This is a genomic window from Hymenobacter sp. BT730 (assembly GCF_030542105.1).
Taxonomy (GTDB): domain Bacteria; phylum Bacteroidota; class Bacteroidia; order Cytophagales; family Hymenobacteraceae; genus Hymenobacter.
This window is the reverse complement of the sequence record NZ_JAUOFB010000001.1, coordinates 206,180-228,502: the sequence shown is the minus strand read 5'-3', so window position 1 is coordinate 228,502 and position 22,323 is coordinate 206,180. Positions and strand designations below refer to the sequence as shown.

20 protein-coding genes are annotated in these 22,323 nt (G+C 54.9%); 13 read left to right on the top strand and 7 right to left on the bottom strand.

The genetic code is table 11. The features are described 5' to 3' along the window. Positions 1–122: 122 nt before the first annotated feature. Entirely contained in the window at positions 123–1,112 is a 990-nt protein-coding gene (dusB, locus tag Q4G72_RS00945) for a tRNA dihydrouridine synthase DusB (protein ID WP_303309567.1), read from the bottom strand. Positions 1,113–1,171: 59 nt separating this feature from the next. On the opposite strand from dusB, the gene Q4G72_RS00940 reads away from it, so the two are divergent. The 4 genes from Q4G72_RS00940 to Q4G72_RS00925 all read left to right on the top strand — a co-directional run bounded on the left by Q4G72_RS00940 (position 1,172) and on the right by Q4G72_RS00925 (position 5,471). After that, on the top strand, positions 1,172–2,221 hold the full coding sequence (locus tag Q4G72_RS00940; RefSeq protein ID WP_303309566.1) for a CPBP family intramembrane glutamic endopeptidase: 1,050 nt from the start codon (positions 1,172–1,174) through the stop codon (positions 2,219–2,221). 50 nt (positions 2,222–2,271) lie between these two features. Further along, complete coding sequence (locus tag Q4G72_RS00935) at positions 2,272–3,207, top strand: phosphatidate cytidylyltransferase (RefSeq protein WP_303309565.1); 936 nt, start codon at positions 2,272–2,274, stop codon at positions 3,205–3,207. A gap of 140 nt (positions 3,208–3,347) precedes the next feature. Beyond that, on the top strand, positions 3,348–4,637 hold the full coding sequence (locus tag Q4G72_RS00930) for a Glu/Leu/Phe/Val family dehydrogenase (protein ID WP_303309564.1): 1,290 nt from the start codon (positions 3,348–3,350) through the stop codon (positions 4,635–4,637). A gap of 153 nt (positions 4,638–4,790) precedes the next feature. Beyond that, positions 4,791–5,471, top strand: coding sequence for a phosphatidylserine decarboxylase family protein (locus tag Q4G72_RS00925; RefSeq protein WP_303309563.1), 681 nt, complete (start codon positions 4,791–4,793; stop codon positions 5,469–5,471). A 117-nt stretch (positions 5,472–5,588) separates the two neighbouring features. Here the strand turns inward: Q4G72_RS00925 and Q4G72_RS00920 are convergent, their stop codons facing one another. The 4 genes from Q4G72_RS00920 to ribD all read right to left on the bottom strand — a co-directional run bounded on the left by Q4G72_RS00920 (position 5,589) and on the right by ribD (position 9,301). Beyond that, positions 5,589–6,764 (bottom strand): glutathionylspermidine synthase family protein, encoded by a 1,176-nt coding sequence (locus Q4G72_RS00920; RefSeq protein WP_303309562.1) that lies wholly within the window; start codon positions 6,762–6,764, stop codon positions 5,589–5,591. 111 nt (positions 6,765–6,875) lie between these two features. After that, positions 6,876–7,547, bottom strand: a complete 672-nt coding sequence (locus Q4G72_RS00915; RefSeq protein WP_303309561.1) for a Cj0371 family chemotaxis-regulating polar lipoprotein — start codon at positions 7,545–7,547, stop codon at positions 6,876–6,878. A gap of 117 nt (positions 7,548–7,664) precedes the next feature. Then, positions 7,665–8,147 carry a free L-methionine (R)-S-oxide reductase MsrC gene (gene msrC, locus Q4G72_RS00910; RefSeq protein ID WP_303309560.1) on the bottom strand — a complete coding sequence of 161 codons (483 nt, stop codon included), beginning with the start codon at positions 8,145–8,147 and terminating at the stop codon, positions 7,665–7,667. 110 nt (positions 8,148–8,257) lie between these two features. After that, positions 8,258–9,301, bottom strand: a complete 1,044-nt coding sequence (ribD, locus tag Q4G72_RS00905) for a bifunctional diaminohydroxyphosphoribosylaminopyrimidine deaminase/5-amino-6-(5-phosphoribosylamino)uracil reductase RibD (RefSeq protein ID WP_303309559.1) — start codon at positions 9,299–9,301, stop codon at positions 8,258–8,260. Positions 9,302–9,398: 97 nt separating this feature from the next. On the opposite strand from ribD, the gene prmC reads away from it, so the two are divergent. The 7 genes from prmC to rfbA all read left to right on the top strand — a co-directional run bounded on the left by prmC (position 9,399) and on the right by rfbA (position 16,493). After that, positions 9,399–10,271: a peptide chain release factor N(5)-glutamine methyltransferase gene (gene prmC / locus Q4G72_RS00900; RefSeq protein WP_303309558.1), complete on the top strand. Its 873-nt coding sequence runs from the start codon at positions 9,399–9,401 to the stop codon at positions 10,269–10,271. A gap of 98 nt (positions 10,272–10,369) precedes the next feature. Then, positions 10,370–10,969: an acyltransferase gene (locus tag Q4G72_RS00895; protein WP_303309557.1), complete on the top strand. Its 600-nt coding sequence runs from the start codon at positions 10,370–10,372 to the stop codon at positions 10,967–10,969. Positions 10,970–10,973: 4 nt separating this feature from the next. Continuing rightward, positions 10,974–12,269, top strand: a complete 1,296-nt coding sequence (locus tag Q4G72_RS00890; RefSeq protein ID WP_303309556.1) for a nucleotide sugar dehydrogenase — start codon at positions 10,974–10,976, stop codon at positions 12,267–12,269. A 77-nt stretch (positions 12,270–12,346) separates the two neighbouring features. Next, positions 12,347–13,378, top strand: a complete 1,032-nt coding sequence (gene galE / locus Q4G72_RS00885) for a UDP-glucose 4-epimerase GalE (RefSeq protein WP_303309555.1) — start codon at positions 12,347–12,349, stop codon at positions 13,376–13,378. Positions 13,379–13,461: 83 nt separating this feature from the next. Next, the gene (gene rfbB / locus Q4G72_RS00880) at positions 13,462–14,517 is read left to right on the top strand and encodes a dTDP-glucose 4,6-dehydratase (protein ID WP_303309554.1); all 1,056 of its coding nucleotides are present in this window, start codon (positions 13,462–13,464) and stop codon (positions 14,515–14,517) included. Positions 14,518–14,546: 29 nt separating this feature from the next. Beyond that, positions 14,547–15,554 (top strand): SDR family oxidoreductase, encoded by a 1,008-nt coding sequence (locus tag Q4G72_RS00875; protein ID WP_303309553.1) that lies wholly within the window; start codon positions 14,547–14,549, stop codon positions 15,552–15,554. Positions 15,555–15,620: 66 nt separating this feature from the next. Continuing rightward, the gene (gene rfbA / locus Q4G72_RS00870; RefSeq protein ID WP_303309552.1) at positions 15,621–16,493 is read left to right on the top strand and encodes a glucose-1-phosphate thymidylyltransferase RfbA; all 873 of its coding nucleotides are present in this window, start codon (positions 15,621–15,623) and stop codon (positions 16,491–16,493) included. Between the two features lie 79 nt (positions 16,494–16,572). Here the strand turns inward: rfbA and chrA are convergent, their stop codons facing one another. Continuing rightward, the gene (chrA, locus tag Q4G72_RS00865; protein ID WP_303309551.1) at positions 16,573–17,790 is read right to left on the bottom strand and encodes a chromate efflux transporter; all 1,218 of its coding nucleotides are present in this window, start codon (positions 17,788–17,790) and stop codon (positions 16,573–16,575) included. A 145-nt stretch (positions 17,791–17,935) separates the two neighbouring features. Continuing rightward, positions 17,936–18,913 (bottom strand): isopenicillin N synthase family dioxygenase, encoded by a 978-nt coding sequence (locus Q4G72_RS00860; RefSeq protein WP_303309550.1) that lies wholly within the window; start codon positions 18,911–18,913, stop codon positions 17,936–17,938. Positions 18,914–19,050: 137 nt separating this feature from the next. Between Q4G72_RS00860 and Q4G72_RS00855 the strand changes: the two genes are divergently transcribed. Beyond that, entirely contained in the window at positions 19,051–19,878 is an 828-nt protein-coding gene (locus Q4G72_RS00855) for a hypothetical protein (protein WP_303309549.1), read from the top strand. A gap of 320 nt (positions 19,879–20,198) precedes the next feature. Next, positions 20,199–22,247 carry an OmpA family protein gene (locus Q4G72_RS00850; protein WP_303309548.1) on the top strand — a complete coding sequence of 683 codons (2,049 nt, stop codon included), beginning with the start codon at positions 20,199–20,201 and terminating at the stop codon, positions 22,245–22,247. Positions 22,248–22,323 lie beyond the last annotated feature (76 nt).

Below are 22,323 nucleotides of genomic sequence, written 5' to 3'. Positions count from 1 at the left end.
TCTGAGCTTGGCGAAGGACCTTATGCCAGTTAAACGAGTCGTGGTTACACTAGTCGTTTAGCCATGAGAAGGTTCTTCGCCAAGCTCAGGATGACAGAGAAGAAATGAATAGCAGCGAATGATTACATCACCATAACAGGCTCCGCGGCAATAATTTCGTTTAGAATGCTGTGCACTTCCTCCGGCGAGTCGGTTTCTACCAGGCGCATGCGCCACTGCTTAGCGCCTTCCAGGCCCCGGAAATACTGGGCATAGTGGCGGCGCATCTCGAAGATGCCCACGCGGGAGCCTTTCCACTCAATGCTTCTCTCGAAGTGCATGCGGCACATGTTCACGCGCTCCTCCACGGTGGGCGGGGCCAGCAGCTCGCCGGTGGCCACGTAGTGCTTCACCTCCCGGAAAATCCAGGGGTAGCCAATGGCGGCGCGGCCAATCATGATGCCATCTACACCGTAGCGGTTTTTGTACTCCAGCGCTTTCTGGGGCGAGTCGATGTCGCCGTTGCCGAAGATGGGAATGCGGATGCGCGGGTTGTTTTTGATGGCTGCAATCAGGCGCCAGTCAGCGTCGCCTTTGTACATCTGCACGCGGGTACGGCCGTGAATGGTGAGGGCCTCAATACCGATATCCTGCAGGCGCTCGGCTACTTCCTCCACGTTTTTGGTGGTGTCGTCCCAGCCCAGGCGGGTTTTCACCGTCACGGGCAGGTGGGTGTTGCGCACCACGGCGGCCGTCATATCCACCATTTTGGGAATGTCGCGCAGCAGGGCAGCGCCGGCGCCGCGGCAGGCTACCTGCTTTACCGGGCAGCCATAGTTGATGTCGATGAGGTCGGGGCCGGCTACGGTGCTGATACGGGCACACTCGCCCATGGTATCTACATCAGAGCCAAAGAGCTGAATCCCAATGGGCCGCTCGTAGTCGAACACGTCGAGCTTTTTGCGGCTTTTGGCGGCATCCCGAATCAGTCCTTCCGAAGAAATAAACTCGGTATACATCAAATCAGCCCCATTGGCTTTGCACACGGCCCGGAAGGGCGGGTCAGAAACGTCCTCCATGGGAGCGAGCAAAAGCGGGAAATCAGGCAGGGCAAGGTCGCGGATGTGTACCACAGGGTAAGCTATTACGGGATTTTGCGCAAATTTACGACACTTCCAACTGTCCCGCCCCCATGAAAGGTTTCGTCCCCAGCCGTTTGCACCCCATTCTGGCCTTGCTGCTGCTGGTAGGCCTCATGTTTTTGTGTTTTTGCCTGGCCTCCTTTGTGCTCATGCTGCTGACTGGGGCCCTTTTTGGCATTGGGCTCATGGAATTTGGGCAGGTGATGCAAAATCCGGCCCGGCACCCACAAGGCTGGGCCATGATGATGCTGGCACAGGGCATATTCCTGTTGGGCGGCTTTGCGGGCGCGGCCTTGGCGCTGGTCCGCATTCAGGGCCAGAGCTGGCGCGCCTATTTTGCCCCCCGGCACCCGGTGCCCGCCCGTTGGCTGCTGCTGGGCGCGGTGCTGATTGTGGTGATGCTGCCGGCCATGTCGGGCCTGGTGCAGTGGAACGCCGATATTCACTTCCCCCGCTTTTTGCACGAGTTTGAGGTGTGGGCCCGTGACAAAGAAACTCAGGCGCAGGATCTTACCCGTTTTCTTACCCAGTTTGAGAACAGCACCCGGCTGCTAATAGGCTTGCTGGTTATTGCCGTTGTGCCGGCCATCAGCGAGGAACTGGTGTTCCGGGGCGTGCTGCAGCGCCAGCTCACGCGTTGGTTTGGCTCTTACCACACCGCCATTTGGCTATCGGCTATAATTTTTAGTGCGATTCACCTGCAGTTCTTTGGCTTTGTGCCACGCATGGTGCTGGGCGTAGTGCTGGGCTACCTGTACGCGTGGTCGGGCAATATCCTGGTGCCCATGGCGGCGCACTTCACCCAGAATGCTGTGCAGCTGGTGCTGCTCTACCTGCAGCAGCGGGGGACGCTGGCCACCAGCTTTGACCCTGATTCCACCGATGCCCTGCCGTGGCCGGCCATGCTGATATCGGCGCTGCTGAGCGGTGGGCTGTTGGTGCTGGCCTACCGGCATTTCAACCAGGACCTGGCCCCCAAGGTAATGCACACCCTTTCCCACGATGGGGTGCAGATTGGGGGCACTGTGCCACCAGCGGGGCATACGCTCACCGGCCATGGCATAGAGCCGACCCCAGGAAAACAATTGCCATCAGGATAACCTAAGGCGGGCCGCTTCCATTATATTGTCTTCTTAAAATCTGATTTCGTTTGACTATTTCTACGCCTGCTTCCGCTCCCGATACTTCCAACGACAAAAAACCGATGTCCAATCTGGGGCAGCGGGTATTGTACGGTGCCATAGGCGCGGCGGCACTAATTGGCTGTATCTGGTACAGTGCCTGGACGTTTGCCCTGTTCTTTGCCGTGGTGCAGGCCCGCATGTTGTGGGAGTTTTACCGCATGATGAAGCGCTCTGGCTATGCTCCGGCGGCACTGTTGGGTATAGCGGCTAGTTTGGTGCTGTTTATGGGCGTGGCAGGCTTGTTTCTGAGCGTGGATGCCCGGCAGCCGCTGAACAGTCTGGGGGCGGTGGTTACGGCTACAGGGGAACTGGGTATTGTGCTGCGGGCTTTGTTGCTAAGCTTTTTACTACTGCTACCGCTGGCCTTAATTGTTCGCGAAATGATCATCTGGCCGCGTTCCAAGCGGCCCTTCGCCAATGTAGGCGTAAACCTTACCGGCTTGTTTTATGTAAGCGTGCCCATGACACTGCTGGTGCCGCTAGCTTATAGTGGTGGCAGCTATGACTACCGCCGCGTGCTAGCCTTGCTGCTACTGGTTTGGGCCGCTGATACCGGTGCCTACGCCGCCGGCAAAAACTTTGGTAAGCACAAGCTGGCTCCCAGTATCTCGCCTGGCAAAACCTGGGAAGGCTGGGTGGGCGGCACATTACTTACCCTGGTTGTTGGCTGGGCACTGGGTTATCTACTGCCCGAACTGCCACTGGCCTACCGCCTGATAGCTGCAGCGGTAGTAGCTGTGTTTGGCGTACTGGGTGATTTGGCCGAGTCCATGCTCAAGCGCAGCGTGGGCGTGAAAGACTCGGGCCGCATTCTGCCCGGCCACGGCGGCCTGCTCGACCGGTTCGATGCCTTTCTGTTTATTCTGCCGGTTCTCCTGCTACTGTTGGTATTGTTGGGCTAGGAAAGTACCCTGCTTGGTTTCTTGCGTATGGCATAAACCTGCTACCTTTGGCCACCCATTCACACCTGCGCTATACTCGCTGCCCACCAGCCAGTTTAGCGCCGGTTATTTTCCACCCACTTTTACTTTTTTCTCTTCGTATGGCTGCCACCACGGTGTACAAAGAACCCGCCCCCCGCGTCGACGCCGAAAACCCTCTGGAATCCATGATGTCGCGCTTCAACGTGGCCACGGAAATTCTGGGTCTGGATGACGAAACTTATAATGTGCTCAAAGCACCCGATAAGCAGGTTATCGTGCACATTCCCGTAACCATGGACAACGGCAAAGTGCGCGTTTTTGAAGGCTACCGCGTGGTGCACAACACCATTCTGGGCCCTTCCAAAGGCGGCATCCGCTACGATAATAACGTGCACCTCGACGAAGTAAAGGCCCTGGCGGCCTGGATGACGTGGAAGTGTGCCGTGGTTGATATTCCTTATGGCGGTGCCAAAGGCGGTATCATCTGCGACCCAACTACCATGAGCCCCGGCGAAATTGAGCGCCTCACCCGCGCCTACACGCTGGCTTTGAAAGACGTATTCGGCCCCGACCGTGACATTCCGGCTCCCGATATGGGTACCGGCCCGCGCGAAATGGCCTGGCTGATGGACGAGTTCAGCAAGACCGTAGGTGCTACTTCGCCAGCCGTGGTGACCGGCAAGCCGCTGGTAATGGGTGGCTCGCTGGGCCGTACTGAGGCTACCGGCCGTGGGGTAATGGTATCGGCCCTGGCGGCGCTGAAGAAGCTGGGCATGGAACCCACGCAGGTTTCGGCCGCCGTGCAGGGCTTCGGCAACGTAGGCTCCTGGGCCGCTAAGCTACTGAGCGAGAAAGGCGTGAAAATCAAAGGCGTATCCGATGTGAGCGGTGCTTACTGGAACGACAATGGTATCAACATCGACGAAGCCATTGCTTATAAGAACGCCCATAAAGGCCGCCTTGATGGCTTCACCGGCGCTACCCTGATGGAAAACGCCGACGACCTGCTCCTCACGGACGTAGATGTGCTGGTACCAGCTGCCGTAGAAGACGTTATTACCGAGCATAACGCCCACGACATTAAAGCCAAGTTGATTGTAGAAGGCGCCAACGGACCGACTTCGGCTTCCGCTGATCCCATCATCAATGAGAAAGGCATTATGGTGGTGCCCGACATTCTGGCTAACTCCGGCGGCGTAACCGTATCCTACTTTGAGTGGGTACAGAACCGTCAGGGCTTTAAGTGGACCGAGGAAATGGTCACCGAGCGGGCCGATCGGATTATGTCCGACGCCTTCGAAAAAGTGTATGCCACCAGCCAGAAATACAACATCCCGATGCGCATTGCCGCGTATGTGGTAGCCATTGATAAAGTAGCTCAAACCTATAAGTACCGCGGCGGTTTCTAAGCCCGGGCATTGCCCTTTGCTGCTTTCCCGCAGCAAAAGTTCTTCCGAATTTTACGGCCCATCTGGCGCACTGGCGCATAGGTGGGCCGTTTGTCGGAACCGGGCAGGCCGCTAAAGCCCCGTATCGCCTGCCCCCACCGTTGCCGTTATTCCATGAAGATTCACAAAGAAGGACGACGTATACTTTTCTTTACCCTGCTGGCTCTGCTGGCCGTTAACCTGCTGCTGTTTCGGGTAAATGCTGCCAACGATACGTTCAACAAAATATTCGCGGGTGCTTCCGTCGTAGCCTTCCTGCTGCTGCTGCAATTCTTCCGCAGCCCGTTTCGCAACCTGCTTACCCACGAAGATTTTTTGGTTTCTCCCGTAGATGGCAAAGTAGTGGTGATTGAGGACGTGCACGAACCGGAATATTTTGACGATACGCGCAAGCAGATCAGCATCTTCATGTCGCCCATTAACGTGCACATCACCCGCAACCCCATTTCGGGCATTGTGCGCTACTTCCGCTACCACCCGGGGAACTACCTGGTGGCCTGGCACCCCAAAAGCAGCACCAAAAACGAACGTACCACGGTGGTAGTAGAGTCGGATGCGGGGCCGTTTGTGCTGTTCCGGCAGATTGCCGGCGCCATGGCCCGCCGCATTGTATGGTATGTAAATGAAGGCGACGAAGTAACGCAGGGCGAGGAATTCGGCTTCATCAAATTTGGCTCCCGCGTGGATATTTTCGTGCCGGTAGACACCGAAATGAAAGTGAAAATGGGGGATAAAGTGAAAGGCGGCGAAACAGTTATTGCGCAGCTGAAAACCAACCCGCCCCGCCTCTTCTAAATTTCGGAGGCTTCAGTTCTTTCTGATTCTAACACCAACGGCCGCTCCAAGTATGAGCGGCCGTTGGTGTTCCTGGGGAATATGTTTATTCGCTAGTTACTGATTTCTAGGTGGAAACTATAACAGTACGTGCGGCACAAACTCTGATAAATTAGTGATGAAAGCGGCGTCCCGCCGGAAGCCCAGCGCGCAGGCTTCTCCAGCCCAAAATACGCCAGCCTGGTAGCGCCGTTCCTGGGTATCTGTGGGTAGCTCGGCCCAGCCTTGGTAAACCGCTGGTTGCTGAGAAAACTCGCCGGCTATGGCTATGCCCTCCTGGCCTCCGGCCTTTAGTTCGGTTACATTCTGCCCCTCTCGGCCCAGCACCGGCTTACGCACATGATGCCCTGTCAACGGCTGCAGGGAAGCTTCCAGCAACAGTGGGTGATGTGGAAATACCTGCCAGAGCCAGGCCAGAATGCCTTTGCTCTGGAAAAGCAAGGTGTAAGCTGGGTTGGCAATGATAACATCCCGGGAAAGCAGCAGTTGGGTCAGGTCGGCCGTCAATTCCGGCTCCTCCTCTGCCAGAATTTCCCAGGGCACCAGCTTAAACAGGAAGCCAAACTGCTGCCATTGTTCCGGGCCTACCTGCGCCCATACGCCCCGCTCTTCGCCCTCCACCGACACCTGCATAGCATCGGCAGAACACACGTGGGCACTGGCAAAGCCAGCTGCTAAAGCTGCCTCGGCTATAATCGCGCAGTTGGTTTCGTCTTCAGCGCTACCCGGAAGGTGTATCAGCAGTAGGTTATGGTCGAGGTCGGGATTGAGGGCCAGCCACTCGGTGAACTGGCTCTGCAATCCTTCAAATAACCCATTGGCCTGGCGTTCTTCATCAGCCTGGCCGGCTGCTACCAGGCTGGCCCACTGTACTACGGCAGTTTCCGGTATGCCGGTGGCCGTATCGGCGTTGAACTCCAGTAGCTTAATGCCATCAGGCGTAGCTGCCAGGTCGAAGCGGCCATATAAGTGCCAGTGCCGCTCATCGTTCCAGGAGTGCCGCACTGCTGCCCACAAATTGGTGGGAATAGCCAGCAAATGGAGCAAATCATCCGGAATGGGGTCGGGTATAGCCTGGACCAGCATTTCGTAGAGCGTGTCGGCCGCTTCCAGCAGCGCTTCGGCCTCCGTTTCCGGCAACTGTACCGCTTCGCGGGCAACATAGGCAGCGCAGGCATCTTCTACCGCCCATTCCCAGCCCAGCGTACGAATGGCCGGGGCAACGTCGCCGGAAAGAGGAAGCAAACGAATCATATACAGCGGTTGATAAATGCGTTAGATGGAAAGCACACGGCACAGGCGTGCAACCCGCCTTCCCAAAAAAAAATGGCTGGAGGTTGAACGGTGCGTACTGCGAGCAAAGTATCAGCCCCCAAAGCCTCCACCATAACCACGGCTGCCAAAGCCGCTGCTGCGGCCCATTCGCGGCGCCGTGCTACGGTAAGCGCCCCGTGAAAAGGTGCGGCTTTCCTGAATGCCAGCCGAGCGGGAACTGCGGCTGCCTGAAAAGCCCCGGCCGAAAAAGCCACGACCTTGGGTTTCCCGCTCGCGGGCAATATTCTGGCGCCAGCCCATGTTGTTTTGCATCACGCCGGGGTTGGCGTAGTAGCCGGGGTTCGGCGTCAGGAAGCGGCCGGCCATGTAGCCGATGCCACTCCACATCAGCACGTCCATCATGCCGGTGCTGCCTACCCGGTTTTCGGGATTTTGGCGGCTGTAGTCCTGCATTTGCTTTTGCAGCGCCTGTCCTTGGAGAGTATCTACTTTGCCATCAAAATGATGCAGGATAGCCGCTACCTCTTCCTTGCCCGCAGGCCGTTCGGCCGTGATTTTCCACTCGCCCGGCTGCACTTCGGTCATTTCGGTAATCACGCCCTGGCTGTATGTTTCGCCGCTCCAGTCGCCGGAAGCCGTTTCCTCTCCAGCACGGTTATCGGAGGAACAGCTGGGCAGTGCTGTAAGGCCTAAACTGGCGGCGGCAGCTACCAGCAGTAGATTGCGACGCCAGTCGCCGAGCGGATAAAAGGTCTTTTTCATGGGTGGGAGAGAGGGATACCGGGTGAAAAACAGACTGAATTTACCAGATAATCCGGCGGTCTGTTTCAAAGGTCTGGAAACCTGAAAAAACAACGGGCTTTAGCCTAAATTCGTTTGCTAAAACCAGCGGGCCGCCGTCAGCATCAGGTGTTCCAGCGCGTGCTGGTCATCAGCATCAAAATCGGCGAGCTGGTCACTGTCTACATCCAGTACCGCTACCACTTGACCATCTTTCAGCACGGGTACCACAATCTCTGATTTGGAATCGGAGCTGCAGGCAATGTGGCCGGGAAACTGCTCCACATCGGGTACTAAGATGGTTTTGGCCTGGTCCCAGCTGGCACCGCATACGCCCTTGCCGCGTCGGATGCGGGTGCAGGCAATGGGCCCCTGAAATGGTCCGAGAACCAGCGCATCCTCTTTCACCAGATAAAAACCCACCCAGAAAAATCCAAAAGCCTGCCGCAGGGCAGCCACGGTATTGGCCAGGTTGGCAACCAGGTCCGGCTCGCCGGTAGTCAGGGCTTCAATTTGCGGAAGGAGCTGGCGGTATTGCTCGGCTTTGCTGAGCGTGGTATCAAGCAGAAGTTCTTCAGCCATGGGTAAGGAGTACGATAAGAAAGACGCGTAACAGGGAAAAGCAGGTCGAGGTTCGGGAATAGGGGTGGGCACACAAAAGTAACGTGGGCGGCCCAGGGCCTATGCGCCCATCAGTAGCCGTCGTTTTTCAGATATACGTACACCTGGTCAGAACCAAGGGGAAACTGCTCGTGTAGCCCCATCAGGCCCAGGCGGGGCGCTGCCACCCCAGCGCCTAGGTGGTTTACACTACGTAATACCCTTATTTCATCCCAAAGCCCATCTGCCAGTAGCGTATTGAGTACCGTAGGCCCACCCTCCACCAGCACGGACTGTACGTTACGCCGGTAGAGGTTGTCCATGATCTGAGGAAACAAGTCATCAGCCTCCGACAGCTTTACATAGCCCAGATTACCTGTAGTAGCGCGCTGCCGATAGGTGTACACCAGTGTCGGCTGGCTGCCATCGAAGAGATGATGGGTGGGCGGCAGGCTCAGGTTTTTATCGATAACAATGCGAATAGGGGCGGGGCCCGGCCATTCGCGCACGTTTAGCTGCGGATTGTCGTGCAGGGCCGTGCGCGTGCCTACCAGAATGGCGTGCTCCTCGCCGCGCCACTGATGCACCGCCATACGGGCCAGATTACCGCTGATTTGCACGGGTTGGTAAAACCGTCCGGAAAGGAAGCCATCGGCAGTTTCAGCCCATTTTAAAACAATGTACGGCCGCTTTTGCTCCTGAAAGGTGAAAAAGCGCCGGTTCAGCCAGCGCCCTTCCGCTTCCAGCACCCCGGTTTCTACCTGTACGCCAGCAGCGCGTAGCTTAGCCAAACCGCTGCCCGCTACCAATGGGTTTGGGTCGAGGTTGCAGACCACAACTTCAGGAATTCCTTTCGCAATGAGCAAATCGGCACAGGGCGGCGTTTTGCCGTGGTGGGAGCAGGGCTCCAGAGTGACATACACACGGCTATGCGGCAGCAAAGCTGGCTCTGATACCGATTCAAGGGCATTGACCTCGGCGTGCGGGCCCCCGTATTGTCGGTGCCAGCCTTCCCCAATAATACGTCCCTGATGCGTAATGACGCAGCCAACCAAGGGATTAGGACGGGTATAGCCGGTGCCAAGCCGCGCTAGGTCAAGGGCGCGGCGCATCATGAGGTCGTCAACAGCAGTCATAGCCGGGATGGGAGCGTAGCTTTGTGTGGCCGAAGGTACGAAACCCCACCGAGGCCCGGCTCCGTGCCATCCTTTCTTGGCCTATGCTCCCCACACTATGACTATACGCGAACTGACCGTATCACTTGCCGCCAGCCTGCAGGGGCTCTACCCGGAAACGGAAGCGGCGGCTATAGCTAGTCTGGTGCTGGAGCAGATGCTAGGCCTTTCGCCATTGCAGCGACGAATGAAAGCCTCGGAGGAAGTGCTGCCTGAAATAGAGCAGCAGATATTGGCCATTCAGCACCGGTTGCTGCAACACGAGCCGGTTCAGTACGTGCTGGGCATTGCGCACTTTATGGATATGGAACTGGAAGTAACACCCGCCACGCTCATTCCTCGCCCGGAAACCGAAGAACTCGTCCAGCTGATTGTGCAGGAGCAGCCGGCGCGGCATACTGGCTTAGTGCTGCTGGATATTGGCACGGGCAGTGGGTGTATTGTGCTGGCCTTGTGCCGGGCGCTACATCCCCAGCGCGCAATAGCGGTTGATATTTCGGCAAGTGCCCTGGCAGTGGCTCGGCGTAATGCAGACAAGTATAGCTGCCCCATAGAGTTTCAGCAGGTAGATATTCTCCAGGCCCTGCCATCAGGCATTGCCCCACACTCCCTGCAGGTGCTGGTGAGCAATCCACCCTACGTACTGGAAAATGAGCGGCCCCTGATGCGGCGCAATGTGCTGGACTATGAGCCCGCCACTGCCTTATTCGTCCCAGACCATGATCCGCTGCTCTTCTATCGGCGCATTGCAGAGGTAGGAAGAGAGATGCTACAAACCGGTGGGGCGTTGTATTTTGAAATTAACGAGCAGTACGCTTCAGCACTAAGCAGCTTGTTAGCGGACCTGGGATATGAAGCCGTAGCCGCCGTAGCCGACATATTTGGGAAGGACCGGATGGTACGCGCCACCTGGCCCGGCCGCCGAGAATAATTCCATAAGGCGGTAACGCTCACCTCTCAATTCAAGAAACTGATAAAAGCCCTACCTTTGCCGGCTCTGATCTGCTGTTTGAACTACCCGCTGCCGGAATGCCCGACGCTGTCTTGTACTTTGCTCACCCGACTGCCGTTCTGGATGAAGGCTGCCGCATTGGCAAAGGCTGCCGCATCTGGCATTTCTCTCATTTAATGACTGACTGTCAGTTGGGAGCCGGCTGTAGCATTGGGCAAAATGTAATGATTGCGCCTGGGGTTGTGCTGGGGCAGAATGTGAAAGTTCAGAACAACGTTTCCCTGTACTCTGGCGTAACCTGCGCCGATGATGTCTTTCTGGGCCCATCGGTCGTTTTCACAAATGTGCGGAATCCCCGTAGTGCAGTGCCGCGCCGCGACCAGTACCAGCCTACTGTGCTGGAACGGGGCGTGAGTGTAGGCGCCAACAGCACCATAGTATGTGGTGTGCGCCTGGGGGAATATGCCTTTGTAGGAGCCGGGTCCGTAATTACGCGTGATGTACCGGCTTATGCCTTGGTATACGGCAACCCGGCCCGTCAGCATGGTTGGATGAGCATGCAAGGGCACCGGCTGTATTTTAATGCGGAAGGTGTAGCCGTTTGCCCGGAAAGCAACGAACAGTATCAATTACAGAATAATCAGGTTTTTCCTCTTAGAACCCGCACCAATCCATAATATCGTGTACGAGCAACTGCTACAGAAACAGGCCAAGCTGGCCGTCATTGGCCTTGGATATGTTGGCCTTCCGATTGCCCTTGAGTTTGCCCGCAAAATCAGCGTTATCGGTTTCGATATCAATGCGCAGCGTGTAGAACTGATGCGCAATAACATTGACCCCAGCGGTGAGCTGGAAGCCAAAGATTTTGAAGGCTGTGATATTACGTTCACGGATTCGCTGGACGTGCTGCGCGAAGCCCGCTTCTTTATTGTCGCCGTACCTACGCCTATCGATGAGCACGCCATGCCCGATCTGCGGCCCCTGCTGGCAGCCTCTGCCACGGTAGGTAAAGTGCTGAAGAAAGGCGACTATGTTGTGTTTGAGTCCACAGTATATCCCGGCTGCACCGAGGACGACTGCATCCCGGTAATGGAAAAGCTCTCGGGCCTGAAATTCCCCGAAGACTTTAAAGTAGGCTACTCGCCGGAGCGCATCAACCCCGGCGACAAGGAGCATACCCTGGCCCGCATCGTGAAAGTGGTATCCGGCTGCGATGCTGAGTCGCTGGACCTGATTGCCAAAGTGTACGAGTTGGTGATTACAGCTGGTGTACACCGCGCCAGCAGCATTAAGGTGGCTGAAGCCGCCAAAATCATCGAGAACACCCAGCGCGACGTGAACATTGCGTTGATGAACGAGCTGTCGATGATTTTTGACCGCATGAGCATCAACACATATGAGGTGCTGGAAGCTGCCGGCACCAAATGGAACTTCCTGAAATTCTCGCCCGGTCTGGTTGGCGGCCACTGCATTGGCGTAGACCCTTATTATCTGACTTACAAGGCCAAAGAGCTAGGCTACGATGCCAAGGTCATTCTCTCAGGCCGCACTACCAACGATAATATGGGCGCCTACATCGCACGTAAAACCGTGCAGATGATGATAAAAAAGGGGAAAGACGTAGCCAAGAGCAAAGTGCTGGTGATGGGTGCTACGTTCAAGGAAAACGTGGAAGATATCCGCAATTCCAAAGTAGCTGACGTGATTCAGGAGCTGAAAAACTTCTCCGTTAACGTAGACATCGTGGATCCTCACGCCGATTCGGACGAGCTACACCATGAGTACGGCTTCCGCCTGACTGATCCGGCTTCCATTAGCAAGGATTATGATGCCGTAATTGTAGCAGTTAGCCATTCTCCTTACACAGATCTGGACGAAGCGTACTTCCAATCCATTACGAGAGAAAACGCTGTATTAGTTGATATCAAAGGCCTGTACCGTGGCCAGATGCAGGAGCTTCAGTACTGGAGCTTATAATTCGATTTTCCGTTGCTTGTCGGCTTTATGCGGAAATAACGGTGAGCCGGTTTCGGTTGGTTGAACGCTAAAACTATATGGAAAGGACGAAAATTCTCGTTACCGGAGGCGCAGGCTATATTGGTTCTCATGCGGTGGTAGAGCTCTATGAGGCTGGATTTATGCCGGTTATCATAGATGACTTCAGCAACTCACGCGAATCGGTACTCACCGGCCTGGAGCAAATTCTGGGCGTGCGTGTGCCATTTCACCGCGTTGACTGCAATGATGCCGAGGCTATGCGGGCCGTATTTGCGGAAGAAGGAAACCTGCGCGGCGCCATTCACTTTGCTGCATATAAAGCAGTAGGAGAGTCAATAGAGAAGCCTCTGGAATACTACCAGAATAACATAGGCTCCCTGCTGACCCTGTTGCAGGTAATGCGCGAGTTTGGGGTGGAAGCGCTGGTGTTTTCGTCTTCCTGCACTGTGTATGGCGTTCCGGATAAGCTACCCGTAACGGAGCTAACGCCCACCAAAAAAGCGAATTCGCCCTATGGTGCCACCAAGCAGATGTGCGAAGATATCCTGCGCGACGTGGCAGCGGCGCCAAGCAATCGGCTAAAAACCATTCTCTTGCGTTACTTCAATCCGATTGGGGCTCATGCTTCTGCTAAAATTGGAGAGCTGCCCTTGGGCGTACCGCAAAACCTGATTCCGTATGTAACGCAAACGGCTGCCGGCATTCGGGAAAAGCTCACTATATATGGCGATACATATGCTACCCCAGATGGCACCAACATCCGGGACTATGTGCATGTGGTAGACCTAGCCAAAGCACATGTGGTGGCCGTGCAGCGGCTGCTGGATGGAAAAGGCGAGGTGGTAGAAACCTTTAACATCGGTACTGGCCGGGGCAACACTGTACTGGAAGTGGTGCATGCGTTTGAGCGCGCCACAGGGCAGAAGCTGAACTATGTCATTGGTCCGCCCCGCCCCGGTGATGTGCCCGCCATTTATGCCGATGTCACTAAAGCCACGCAGGAGTTGGGCTTCCGTACTACTGCAACCTTAGAAGAGGCCCTGGCAAGTTCCTGGAAATGGCAGCAGTCCTTGGCTGCTGTTAGCTAATAGCGGTTAGCTGGTCATTTTACCGCATTAATCAGTTAAAAAAGGCAGATAGCTAACTACTACCAGCCAATAGCTTAAAAACGATGAAAATTGTCATCACCGGCGGGGCCGGCTTCATTGGGTCGCACGTCGTGCGCCTGTTCGTAACTAAGTATCCGGAGTATCAAATTCTGAACCTGGATGCGCTGACCTACGCGGGCAACTTGGAAAACCTGCGCGATATTGAAAATGCACCCAACTACCGCCTGGTTAAAGGCGACATTACCGACCAGGCTTTTGTAGACCAGCTTTTCGCTACTGAAGAACCCGATGCGGTTATTCACCTGGCCGCCGAGAGCCACGTAGACCGCAGCATTACCGACCCGCTGGCTTTTGTCAAGACCAACGTGTTGGGCACTGTGCATCTACTGAATGCCGCCAAAAACCTGTGGAAGCCCATGGGCTATGAGGGCAAGACCTTCTACCACGTAAGTACTGATGAAGTATACGGCTCCCTTGAAATGGGGCCGGAGATGTTCACCGAAGAAACGGCCTACGACCCCCGTTCTCCTTATTCCGCTTCCAAGGCTGCTTCCGACCATTTTGTGCGGGCCTGGTACCACACCTACCATATGCCGGTAAAGTTGAGCAACTGCTCCAACAACTACGGGCCTAATCATTTCCCGGAAAAGCTGATTCCGCTGGCCATCCACCGCATCCGTACCAACCAGCCGGTGCCGGTGTACGGCAAAGGCGAGAACGTGCGCGACTGGCTGTTTGTAAAGGACCACGCCACAGCCATTGATGCCGTATTCCACAAGGGCAAAGTAGGCGAAACCTATAACATTGGGGGGGTAAACGAGTGGAAGAATCTTGACCTCATTAACCTGTTGTGTGATACTCTGGATGAGAAAACGGGGCAGGAAAAAGGCACATCACGCAAGCTCATTACTTTCGTAACCGACCGTGCTGGCCATGACCTTCGCTATGCCATCGACTCCAGCAAAATCATGAACGAATTGGGCTGGAAGCCGTCCGTTACCTTTGAGCAGGGGCTTTCCCAAACTGTAGACTGGTACCTGGAGAACCAGGAGTGGCTTGACCACGTTACCAGCGGCTCTTATCAGCGCTACTACCAACAGCAATACGCGGCGCGCTAATACGCCGCGTATTGCAGTATTAATTTAAGATGTACGAAACTCCTTTTCACGACCAGCCGCTCCATCAACTGAGCTTCCTCGTTACCGGCGGAGCCGGATTTATTGGCTCCAATCTGGTAGAATACCTGCTGAAGTACGGTGCCAAAGAGGTGCGTGTGCTGGATAACTTCTCCAACGGCTTCCGCAAGAATGTGAAGCTGTTTGAGGGCAATCCGGCGCTTCATGTTATCGAAGGAGATATTCGGGACCGGCAAACCTGCCTGGATGCCTGCAAGGGTATCGATATAGTGCTGCACCAGGCAGCGCTGGGCTCCGTGCCGCGCTCCATCAATGACCCTATCACCAGCAACGATGTGAATGTGGGCGGCTTCGTGAATATGCTGGTAGGGGCTAAAGAGGCTGGTGTGAAGCGCTTCGTCTATGCTGCTTCCAGCTCTACCTACGGCGACCATAAAGCATTGCCGAAAGTGGAGGACCGTATTGGCAAGCCTCTCTCTCCCTATGCTGTGACCAAGTATGCCAACGAGCTGTATGCCGATGTATTTGGTAAAACCTACGGCATGGAAATCATTGGCCTGCGCTACTTTAATATCTTCGGTCCCCGCCAGGACCCCAATGGCGCCTACGCAGCCGTCATTCCGCTGTTCATTGATGCCGTACTGGAGGGCAAATCACCCCGCATGAACGGCGACGGTGGCCAAACCCGCGACTTTACCTTCGTGGAAAACTGCGTGCAGGCTAATATCAAAGCGGCACTGGTACAAAACTCCGAAGCCGTAAACCAGGTCTACAATATTGCCGTAGCCGACCGCACCTCGCTTAACGATTTATTCCACATCCTGAAAGAAGAAGCCGGGTCCGATATCAACCCCGAGTACGGCCCCGACCGGGCCGGCGACATTCGGGACTCTCTGGCCGATATCAGCAAAGCCCGAAACCTGCTGGGCTACGATCCGCAGATTCGCATTCGCGAAGGCCTGCAGAAGACACTGGCTTGGTTTACTGCCAATCAGGAATTTATTGCCGAGCGTAACTAACACCTTCCCTGCATCCTGCGCAAGCTTATGCTGACAGGAGTGATTTCAAGATCCTAAGTCCCCAACATGAAAGGAATTATCCTCGCCGGTGGCTCCGGTACTCGGCTGCACCCCCTCACCCTGGCCGTGAGTAAGCAACTGATGCCAGTGTATGATAAGCCGATGATTTATTATCCGCTGTCGATTCTGATGATGGCGGGTATCCGCGAAATTCTCATTATCACGACCCCACACGACCAGGAGCAATTTAAAAAGCTACTAGGGGATGGTGTGAATCTGGGCTGCCGCTTTGAGTACGTTGTACAGGAAGTGCCTAATGGTCTGGCGCAGGCTTTCGTGCTGGGTGCCGACTTCATTGGCCACGACAAAGTAGCCTTGGTATTAGGCGACAATATTTTCCACGGCGAAGGCATGGAAGAGCTGTTGAAATCCAATAATGATCCGGACGGTGGTGTCGTATATGCCTACCACGTACACGACCCGGAACGCTACGGTGTGGTGGAATTCGATGCCAATAACCACGCCCTAAGCATTGAGGAAAAGCCGGCTATTCCCAAGAGCAACTACGCCGTACCCGGTCTGTATTTCTACGACAATGAGGTAGTGCAAATTGCCCGCGACCTGAAGCCCAGCGCCCGGGGGGAATACGAAATTACTGACGTGAATCAGGAGTATTTGCGTCGGGGTAAGTTGAAAGTAGGTATTCTGGGTCGGGGCACTGCCTGGCTGGATACCGGCACGTTTGAAAGCCTGATGCAGGCGGGCGAGTTTGTGCGCGTGCTGGAACAGCGGCAGGGCCTGAAAGTAGGCTCCATTGAAGAAGTGGCGTACCGTCAGGGCTTCATTGATGCCGCCCAACTGCGGAAAATTGCTGAGCCACTGCGCAAGAGCGGCTATGGCGACTATCTGTTGCGCTTACCCGAGCAGCTGTTGATGTAATCCTCTTCTGGCTTAGAAACAAAAAGTGCCGCTGCCCTGATTAGAGCAGCGGCACTTTTTGTTAAGGAAAAGCGCGCTTTCAAAGCAGAACTCCTGCCAGCAAACCAGTGCCTACAATGATGTAAGATGGGATCTTCTCCCAGAGCAGCACCAGAAACGTGACGGCAACCAGCGCAATATTGATGGTGGTATCGGGCAGAGGGTGATACAGCAGGAAAGTGGCAGCCCATACCAGCCCGGCTGATACAGCATTTATACCTTCTAAAGAAGCCTTTACCACCCGGTAGCGGCGCAGCTGGTCCCAGAACCGAATCAGGAAGAAAATAAGCAGGGTACCCGGCATAAAAATACCGGCGGTGGCCACTACCGCTCCCAGCAACTGTCCGCCAATACCGTGCTGGCGCATAGCCAGCGCGCCGATGTAGGAGGCAAAGGAAAAGTTAGGGCCTGGCACCGCCTGCACCAGCCCTAGGCCCGAAAGAAATTCTGAGGCCGTGAGGTATTGCTTAAACTCCACAAACTCGGCGTAAAGCAGCGGGGCTAACACCTGCCCCCCACCAAATACCAGGCTGCCGTTGCGGTAGAAATTCTCGAACAGGCGTATCGGCAGCTCCCTGGTGTAGCTACCCAGCAAGGCCGCCATTATCAGAATGCCAATCCAGAGAATAAAGTTGGCCCATTCAATGCGCATCGGTTTTTTTTCCTCCTGCGGTAGCCGGCGGTAGCGGAAGGTAGTCACTAGGCCACCGGCCAGCAACAGCAGTGGCAGCACCCAGGGCAGCTGAAAATAGTAGGCCAGCATGGCAGCGGCTACCAGTAGCGCTACCGAGGTTTTGGTTTGAATAACCTTCTGCGTGATCTTAAAGGCTGAGTAGGCTACAAAGCCGATGGCAATGGGCTGCACATACTGAATAACGTGCGCCACCTGCGCCTTATCCAGGTAACTCATAGCCAACCCCGCTACCGTCATGATGATAACGGCGGGCAGCATCCAGATCAGCAGAGTAAGGTAGGCCAGATTGGGCCCGCCCAGCCGAAAACCAATGGCCGTAATGGTCTGGGTGGAAGTAGGCCCGGGCAGCAGTTGGCAGAGGGCCGTAAGCTCCAGCAGTTCTGCCGTAGTGAGATAGCCGCGCTTCTCTACCAGCAGCCGGATCATCATGGCCATGTGCGCCTGTGGACCGCCAAAAGCGGTGCACCCCAAGGCTGCCACGTCCTTCAGAAAAATAAAATGGCGTACCCGTTTGGTCCGGTCGCCACGTGGGGGAGGAGCCAGGATAATTTCTTCCGTTTCCACAGTCGGTTGCCGGTTGTCGGAGGAGAGGTGCCCAAGTGGCGGAGTTACTCAGGTAACCTACAAAATAAAACCGGTTGTCAGGAGCCAGGGGCGAAAAAGTGCAGCCTGACTTCCGACAACCGGTAAGCGTACTTGGGTCAGAAAATTACTTTTTCTTCAGGCCCAGCTCTATGAGGCGCTCATTCAGGAATTCGCCGGCCGTGATGTCGGCTTCCTTCTTGGGGTTCTCGGTCGTTACGCAGTTCTCCAGTGCTGCCAGGCTCATTTCGGAGCGCGGGTGCATAAAGAACGGAATGCTGTAGCGCGAAGAATTCATTTTCTCGCGGGCAGGGTTTACTACGCGGTGAATGGTGCTTTTCAATACGCCATTGGTCAGACGCTGCAGCATGTCACCTACGTTTACCACAATCTGGTCGGGCAGGGCCGTGATAGGAATCCACTTGCCGTCGCGGCGCTTCACCTGCAGACCATCCGCCGAAGCCCCCATCAACAGGGTAATCAGGTTGATGTCGCCGTGCTCTGCAGCCCGTACGGCATCGGCCGGAACCGAATCAGGGTTTTCGATGGGATAGTAGTGAATGGGGCGCAGGATGGAGTTGCCGTTGCGCACTTTGTCATCAAAGTAGTTCTCCGGCAGCTTCAGATACAAAGCAATAGCACGCAGCACATCCTTGCCGGCAGCCTCCAGCGTTTTGTAGGCGGTGAAGGTGCTTTTATGAAACGTAGGTATCTCCGCAGGCCAGATGTTATCCGGGTATTCGTTTTTGATGGGGTCGTTGGCATCATCAACCTCCTGGCCCACGTGAAAGAACTCCTTCAAGTCGCCGGTGTTGCGGCCTTTAGCGTGCTCTTTTCCCTTGCTGATGTAGCCGCGCTGGCCGGCCAGTTCCGGGTTTTCATAGCGCTGCTTAACTTCGTCGGGCAGAGAGAAGAAGGCTTTTACGTCGGCATACAATTCCTCTGTCTGCTCATCGGTGAGGCCGTGGTTCTTCAGAGCTACAAAGCCAATGTTTTGATAGGCTTCGCCGAGTTGTTGCACAAAGCGTGCTTTGCGGGTGGGGTCGCCGGAACGAAAGTCGGCGAGGTCGAGGGATGGAATTTCTTCCAGCAATTTTTCCTCCATAGTGAAAAAACAATATACTTTTGGGCAAACCTTACGTATTGCGCAAGGTACTTAAAAAACATGTGGCTACCGAGAAACCACTAGGACTTCGGTAGCGCTCTATTCGACTTCTCTCTGACCACCACTTTGCCCCTTTTATGAAAGCATCAGCTTTACTACTCGGAAGTGCCTTTCTTCTTGGTTTAGGTGCCTGCGACTCTGCTCGTCAAACCAGTGACACCCCTACCTCCGCAACGGCGGAGAGCGTAAACACTACCCCGCGTGCCGAAGCCATTGAAAACAATGGTATCCGCTTTACGCCCTTTGAAGATTCGCCAAAAAACCCGGAAGCGATGCTCCAGCTGAAGTCGCCGGTAACGGGTTCTACTGTGCCTTCCGGCGCCGTGGCATTCGACTATGATATTAGCAATTTCCAGCTCACGAAAATGACCGGCGGCATGCACGCCGAGGAAATGGCTAACTCGGAAAAAGGCCAGCACATTCACAATATTGTGGATAACGAGCCCTACACCGCTCACTACAACACGGAGTTTACTAAAAATATTTCCGATGGCCAGCACGTGGTGCTGTCGTTCCTGTCACGCTCTTACCATGAGAGCCTGAAGCACCGGGGGGCGCATGATCTGCGCGTTATCACGGTAGGCAAAGTAACCACGCCTCTGAACTTTGATACCAAGGCACCCCACCTGTTTTACAGCCGCCCCAAGGATACCTATACCGGCAAAGATGCCCAGAAGGTGATGCTGGACTTTTACCTGGTAAACACTACGCTGGCACCAGAAGGTAATAAAGTGCGCGCTACCATCAATGGCACCGAGTTTATGCTGGACCGCTGGGCCCCGTACATGATGGAAGGCCTGCCCATGGGCGAAAACACCCTGAAACTGGAGCTGGTAGATGCCAATGGTACGCTGATTCCCGGTCCGTTCAACTCCGTGACGCGCACCTTTACCTTGCAGCCCTAGTCGCTGATAGCTTAGACTTAAATTAGTTCTTATGGTAAACAGGCCTGTGTACTAATGTGCACGGGCCTGTTCCGTGTTTTTATTCTCCTATCTGCTAAAAATTAATGTGCGGCTGACGGGCTTATTATGTTACTTTCATATAATATTATTAATATAGTTTTGTGTAAATCAAACAAGAGGCAAGATCAGCCCAGTTGTTGCGTTTTCCGAGCGTAACATGAGGATGAGAGAAAACGTCTCTGTTCTGTTTTCGGACGTGGGCGTTTCCGGAGCAGGCTCTATGGAGAGCTTGCTGGCAATCAGTTTTTTTCCGCTACAGTATGCTACAGGTAAGACACTGGCTTTTGGGTTTGGCATTGTGTGGGATGGGAATGCGCGCGCAGGCGCAACACGCAGTATGGGCGTCTAAACTGGTAGAAGTATCATCGCAGAAAGCATCGGGAAAAGAGGCGTTTTCGCCGGAAAAGGTACTGGGCGAGCCTAATGCGTTACCACTGGGACAAATCAGCAACGATGCCTGGATTCCGAAAAAGGAAGGGCCCAATGAGTATATCGAAATAAAGTTTGGCAAGTCATTAATTGCCAGGCAGGTAACGGTAATTGAAAACTTCAATCCTGGCTCTGTTACCAAGATTGAGCTGATTGATACCCGCGGCACCAAGCACCAGGTATATGAAAATAAAAATCCGGGGCCGCTGCCAGATGCCTTTCGCACCCTAACCGTTACGTTTTCCCCCGGTACCTACCGCACTATTGGGGTAGGTGTTACGATGAATACAAAGGCCGTAAATGGCGTAAACCAGATTGATGCAATTGGTATTGCCGATGTGGCGGAGCTGATGGTTAAATCGGATTTCAAGCAGGCCCCCAAACCCGTCGGAGTGGATTCGACGATGGAGAATTTGGGGCCGAATGTGAATTCCAAGTACGTGGATACGCACCCGGTTATCTCCCCCGATGGCCGCACGCTGTTTTTCGCCCGCCAGGAGCATCCGCAGAACGTAGGCGGCAGCAACGACGTGCAGGATGTATGGTACAGCACGCTGGCACGTTCTACTACCGATAAGAAAACGTGGAACCAGGCCAAAAATATCGGCAGCCCAATTAATACTCCCGGTCCCAATGGGCTGGCCTCTATTTCCACTGATGGCAACCTGGCGTTGCTCATTAATGTGTATAAGGAGGATGGTACGCTGGACCCGAAAGGTGCCAGCTTCAGCCACCGCACCAAGACGGGCTGGAGCAAGCCGGAAAAAGTGGAAATCGATGATTTCTACAACGATGACGACGAAAACGTGGACTACTATTTGGGGCCGAATGGTAAAGTACTGCTGATGGCCGTAGACCGGAAGGATGGTAAAGGGCAGCAGGATATCTATGTAAGCTTCCTAAAACCCGATGGCCGTACCTGGAGCCGCCCGCTGAATCTGGGTGGCACTATCAATACCAAAAAGCCGGAGTTTGCACCTTTCCTGGCAGCCGATGGCAAAACTCTATACTTCGCCTCGGAAGGCCACCAGGGCTATGGCAAAGGTGACATTTTCTACAGCAAGCGACTGGATAACTCCTGGACCAACTGGACCACCCCCCGCAACATGGGGCCCAATGTTAACTCCCCGGACTTCGACGGCTATTTTACCCTTTCCGCAGCCGGCGACGAAGCGTATCTGGTATCCTCGCGCAACGGTATCAATAACTCGCGCGACATCTTCCGTATTGGGCTGGTGCCGCAGTTTAAGCCGGAAGTAGTCACGCTGGTGCGCGGTCGTGTGCTGGATGCCTCCACGCAAAAGCCCGTGCAGGCGGTTATTCACTATGAGAACCTGCTGACAGGCGAAGAACTGGGTGTGGCTGAAACCAACCCTGCGGATGGCAGCTATACCATTGTGCTGCCCTCAGGGGTGCACTACGGCTACCGCGCCGAGGCAACAGACTACTTGGCTGAAAGTGACAACCTGGACGTAACGGACCGCCAGAAGTACTCGGAAATTACGCAGGACTTGTTTCTGGTGCCCTTTGCAGTGGGCCAGAAAATTAAACTCAACAACATCTTCTTTGCCCAGAGCAAGTACTATCTGCGCGAAAACTCTTATCCCGAGCTGCAGCGCCTGATTAAGATCCTGAAAAACTACCCCAACGTAGAAATCAAGCTGGAGGGCCACACCGATAACCAAGGAGACCCGGCCCTGAACCTAAAGCTCTCTATTGACCGGGTGAATGAGGTGAAGAAATACTTAGTGTCGAAGGGCATCAATGGCTCCCGCATTACCACCGAAGGCTACGGCGGCACCAAGCCCATTGCCAGCAATGACCAGGAAGATACCCGCAAGCTGAACCGCCGCGTAGAGTTTACCGTGACGAAGAAGTAGAGCGTTTACCTGGCAGTTGTTAATAGAAAAGGTCCTCCGTGCTTTGCGCGGAGGACCTTTTCTATTAATGATTTAG

Coding starts and splice junctions, on each gene's coding strand:
- Q4G72_RS00940 (WP_303309566.1), top strand. CDS start 1,172: ATGAAAGGTTTCGTCCCCAGCCGTTTGCACCCCATTCTGGCCTTGCTG.
- Q4G72_RS00930 (WP_303309564.1), top strand. CDS start 3,348: ATGGCTGCCACCACGGTGTACAAAGAACCCGCCCCCCGCGTCGACGCC.
- Q4G72_RS00925 (WP_303309563.1), top strand. CDS start 4,791: ATGAAGATTCACAAAGAAGGACGACGTATACTTTTCTTTACCCTGCTG.
- Q4G72_RS00920 (WP_303309562.1), bottom strand. CDS start 6,764: ATGATTCGTTTGCTTCCTCTTTCCGGCGACGTTGCCCCGGCCATTCGT.
- Q4G72_RS00915 (WP_303309561.1), bottom strand. CDS start 7,547: ATGAAAAAGACCTTTTATCCGCTCGGCGACTGGCGTCGCAATCTACTG.
- msrC (WP_303309560.1), bottom strand. CDS start 8,147: ATGGCTGAAGAACTTCTGCTTGATACCACGCTCAGCAAAGCCGAGCAA.
- ribD (WP_303309559.1), bottom strand. CDS start 9,301: ATGACTGCTGTTGACGACCTCATGATGCGCCGCGCCCTTGACCTAGCG.
- prmC (WP_303309558.1), top strand. CDS start 9,399: ATGACTATACGCGAACTGACCGTATCACTTGCCGCCAGCCTGCAGGGG.
- Q4G72_RS00895 (WP_303309557.1), top strand. CDS start 10,370: ATGCCCGACGCTGTCTTGTACTTTGCTCACCCGACTGCCGTTCTGGAT.
- galE (WP_303309555.1), top strand. CDS start 12,347: ATGGAAAGGACGAAAATTCTCGTTACCGGAGGCGCAGGCTATATTGGT.
- rfbB (WP_303309554.1), top strand. CDS start 13,462: ATGAAAATTGTCATCACCGGCGGGGCCGGCTTCATTGGGTCGCACGTC.
- Q4G72_RS00875 (WP_303309553.1), top strand. CDS start 14,547: ATGTACGAAACTCCTTTTCACGACCAGCCGCTCCATCAACTGAGCTTC.
- rfbA (WP_303309552.1), top strand. CDS start 15,621: ATGAAAGGAATTATCCTCGCCGGTGGCTCCGGTACTCGGCTGCACCCC.
- Q4G72_RS00860 (WP_303309550.1), bottom strand. CDS start 18,913: ATGGAGGAAAAATTGCTGGAAGAAATTCCATCCCTCGACCTCGCCGAC.
- Q4G72_RS00855 (WP_303309549.1), top strand. CDS start 19,051: ATGAAAGCATCAGCTTTACTACTCGGAAGTGCCTTTCTTCTTGGTTTA.
- Q4G72_RS00850 (WP_303309548.1), top strand. CDS start 20,199: ATGCTACAGGTAAGACACTGGCTTTTGGGTTTGGCATTGTGTGGGATG.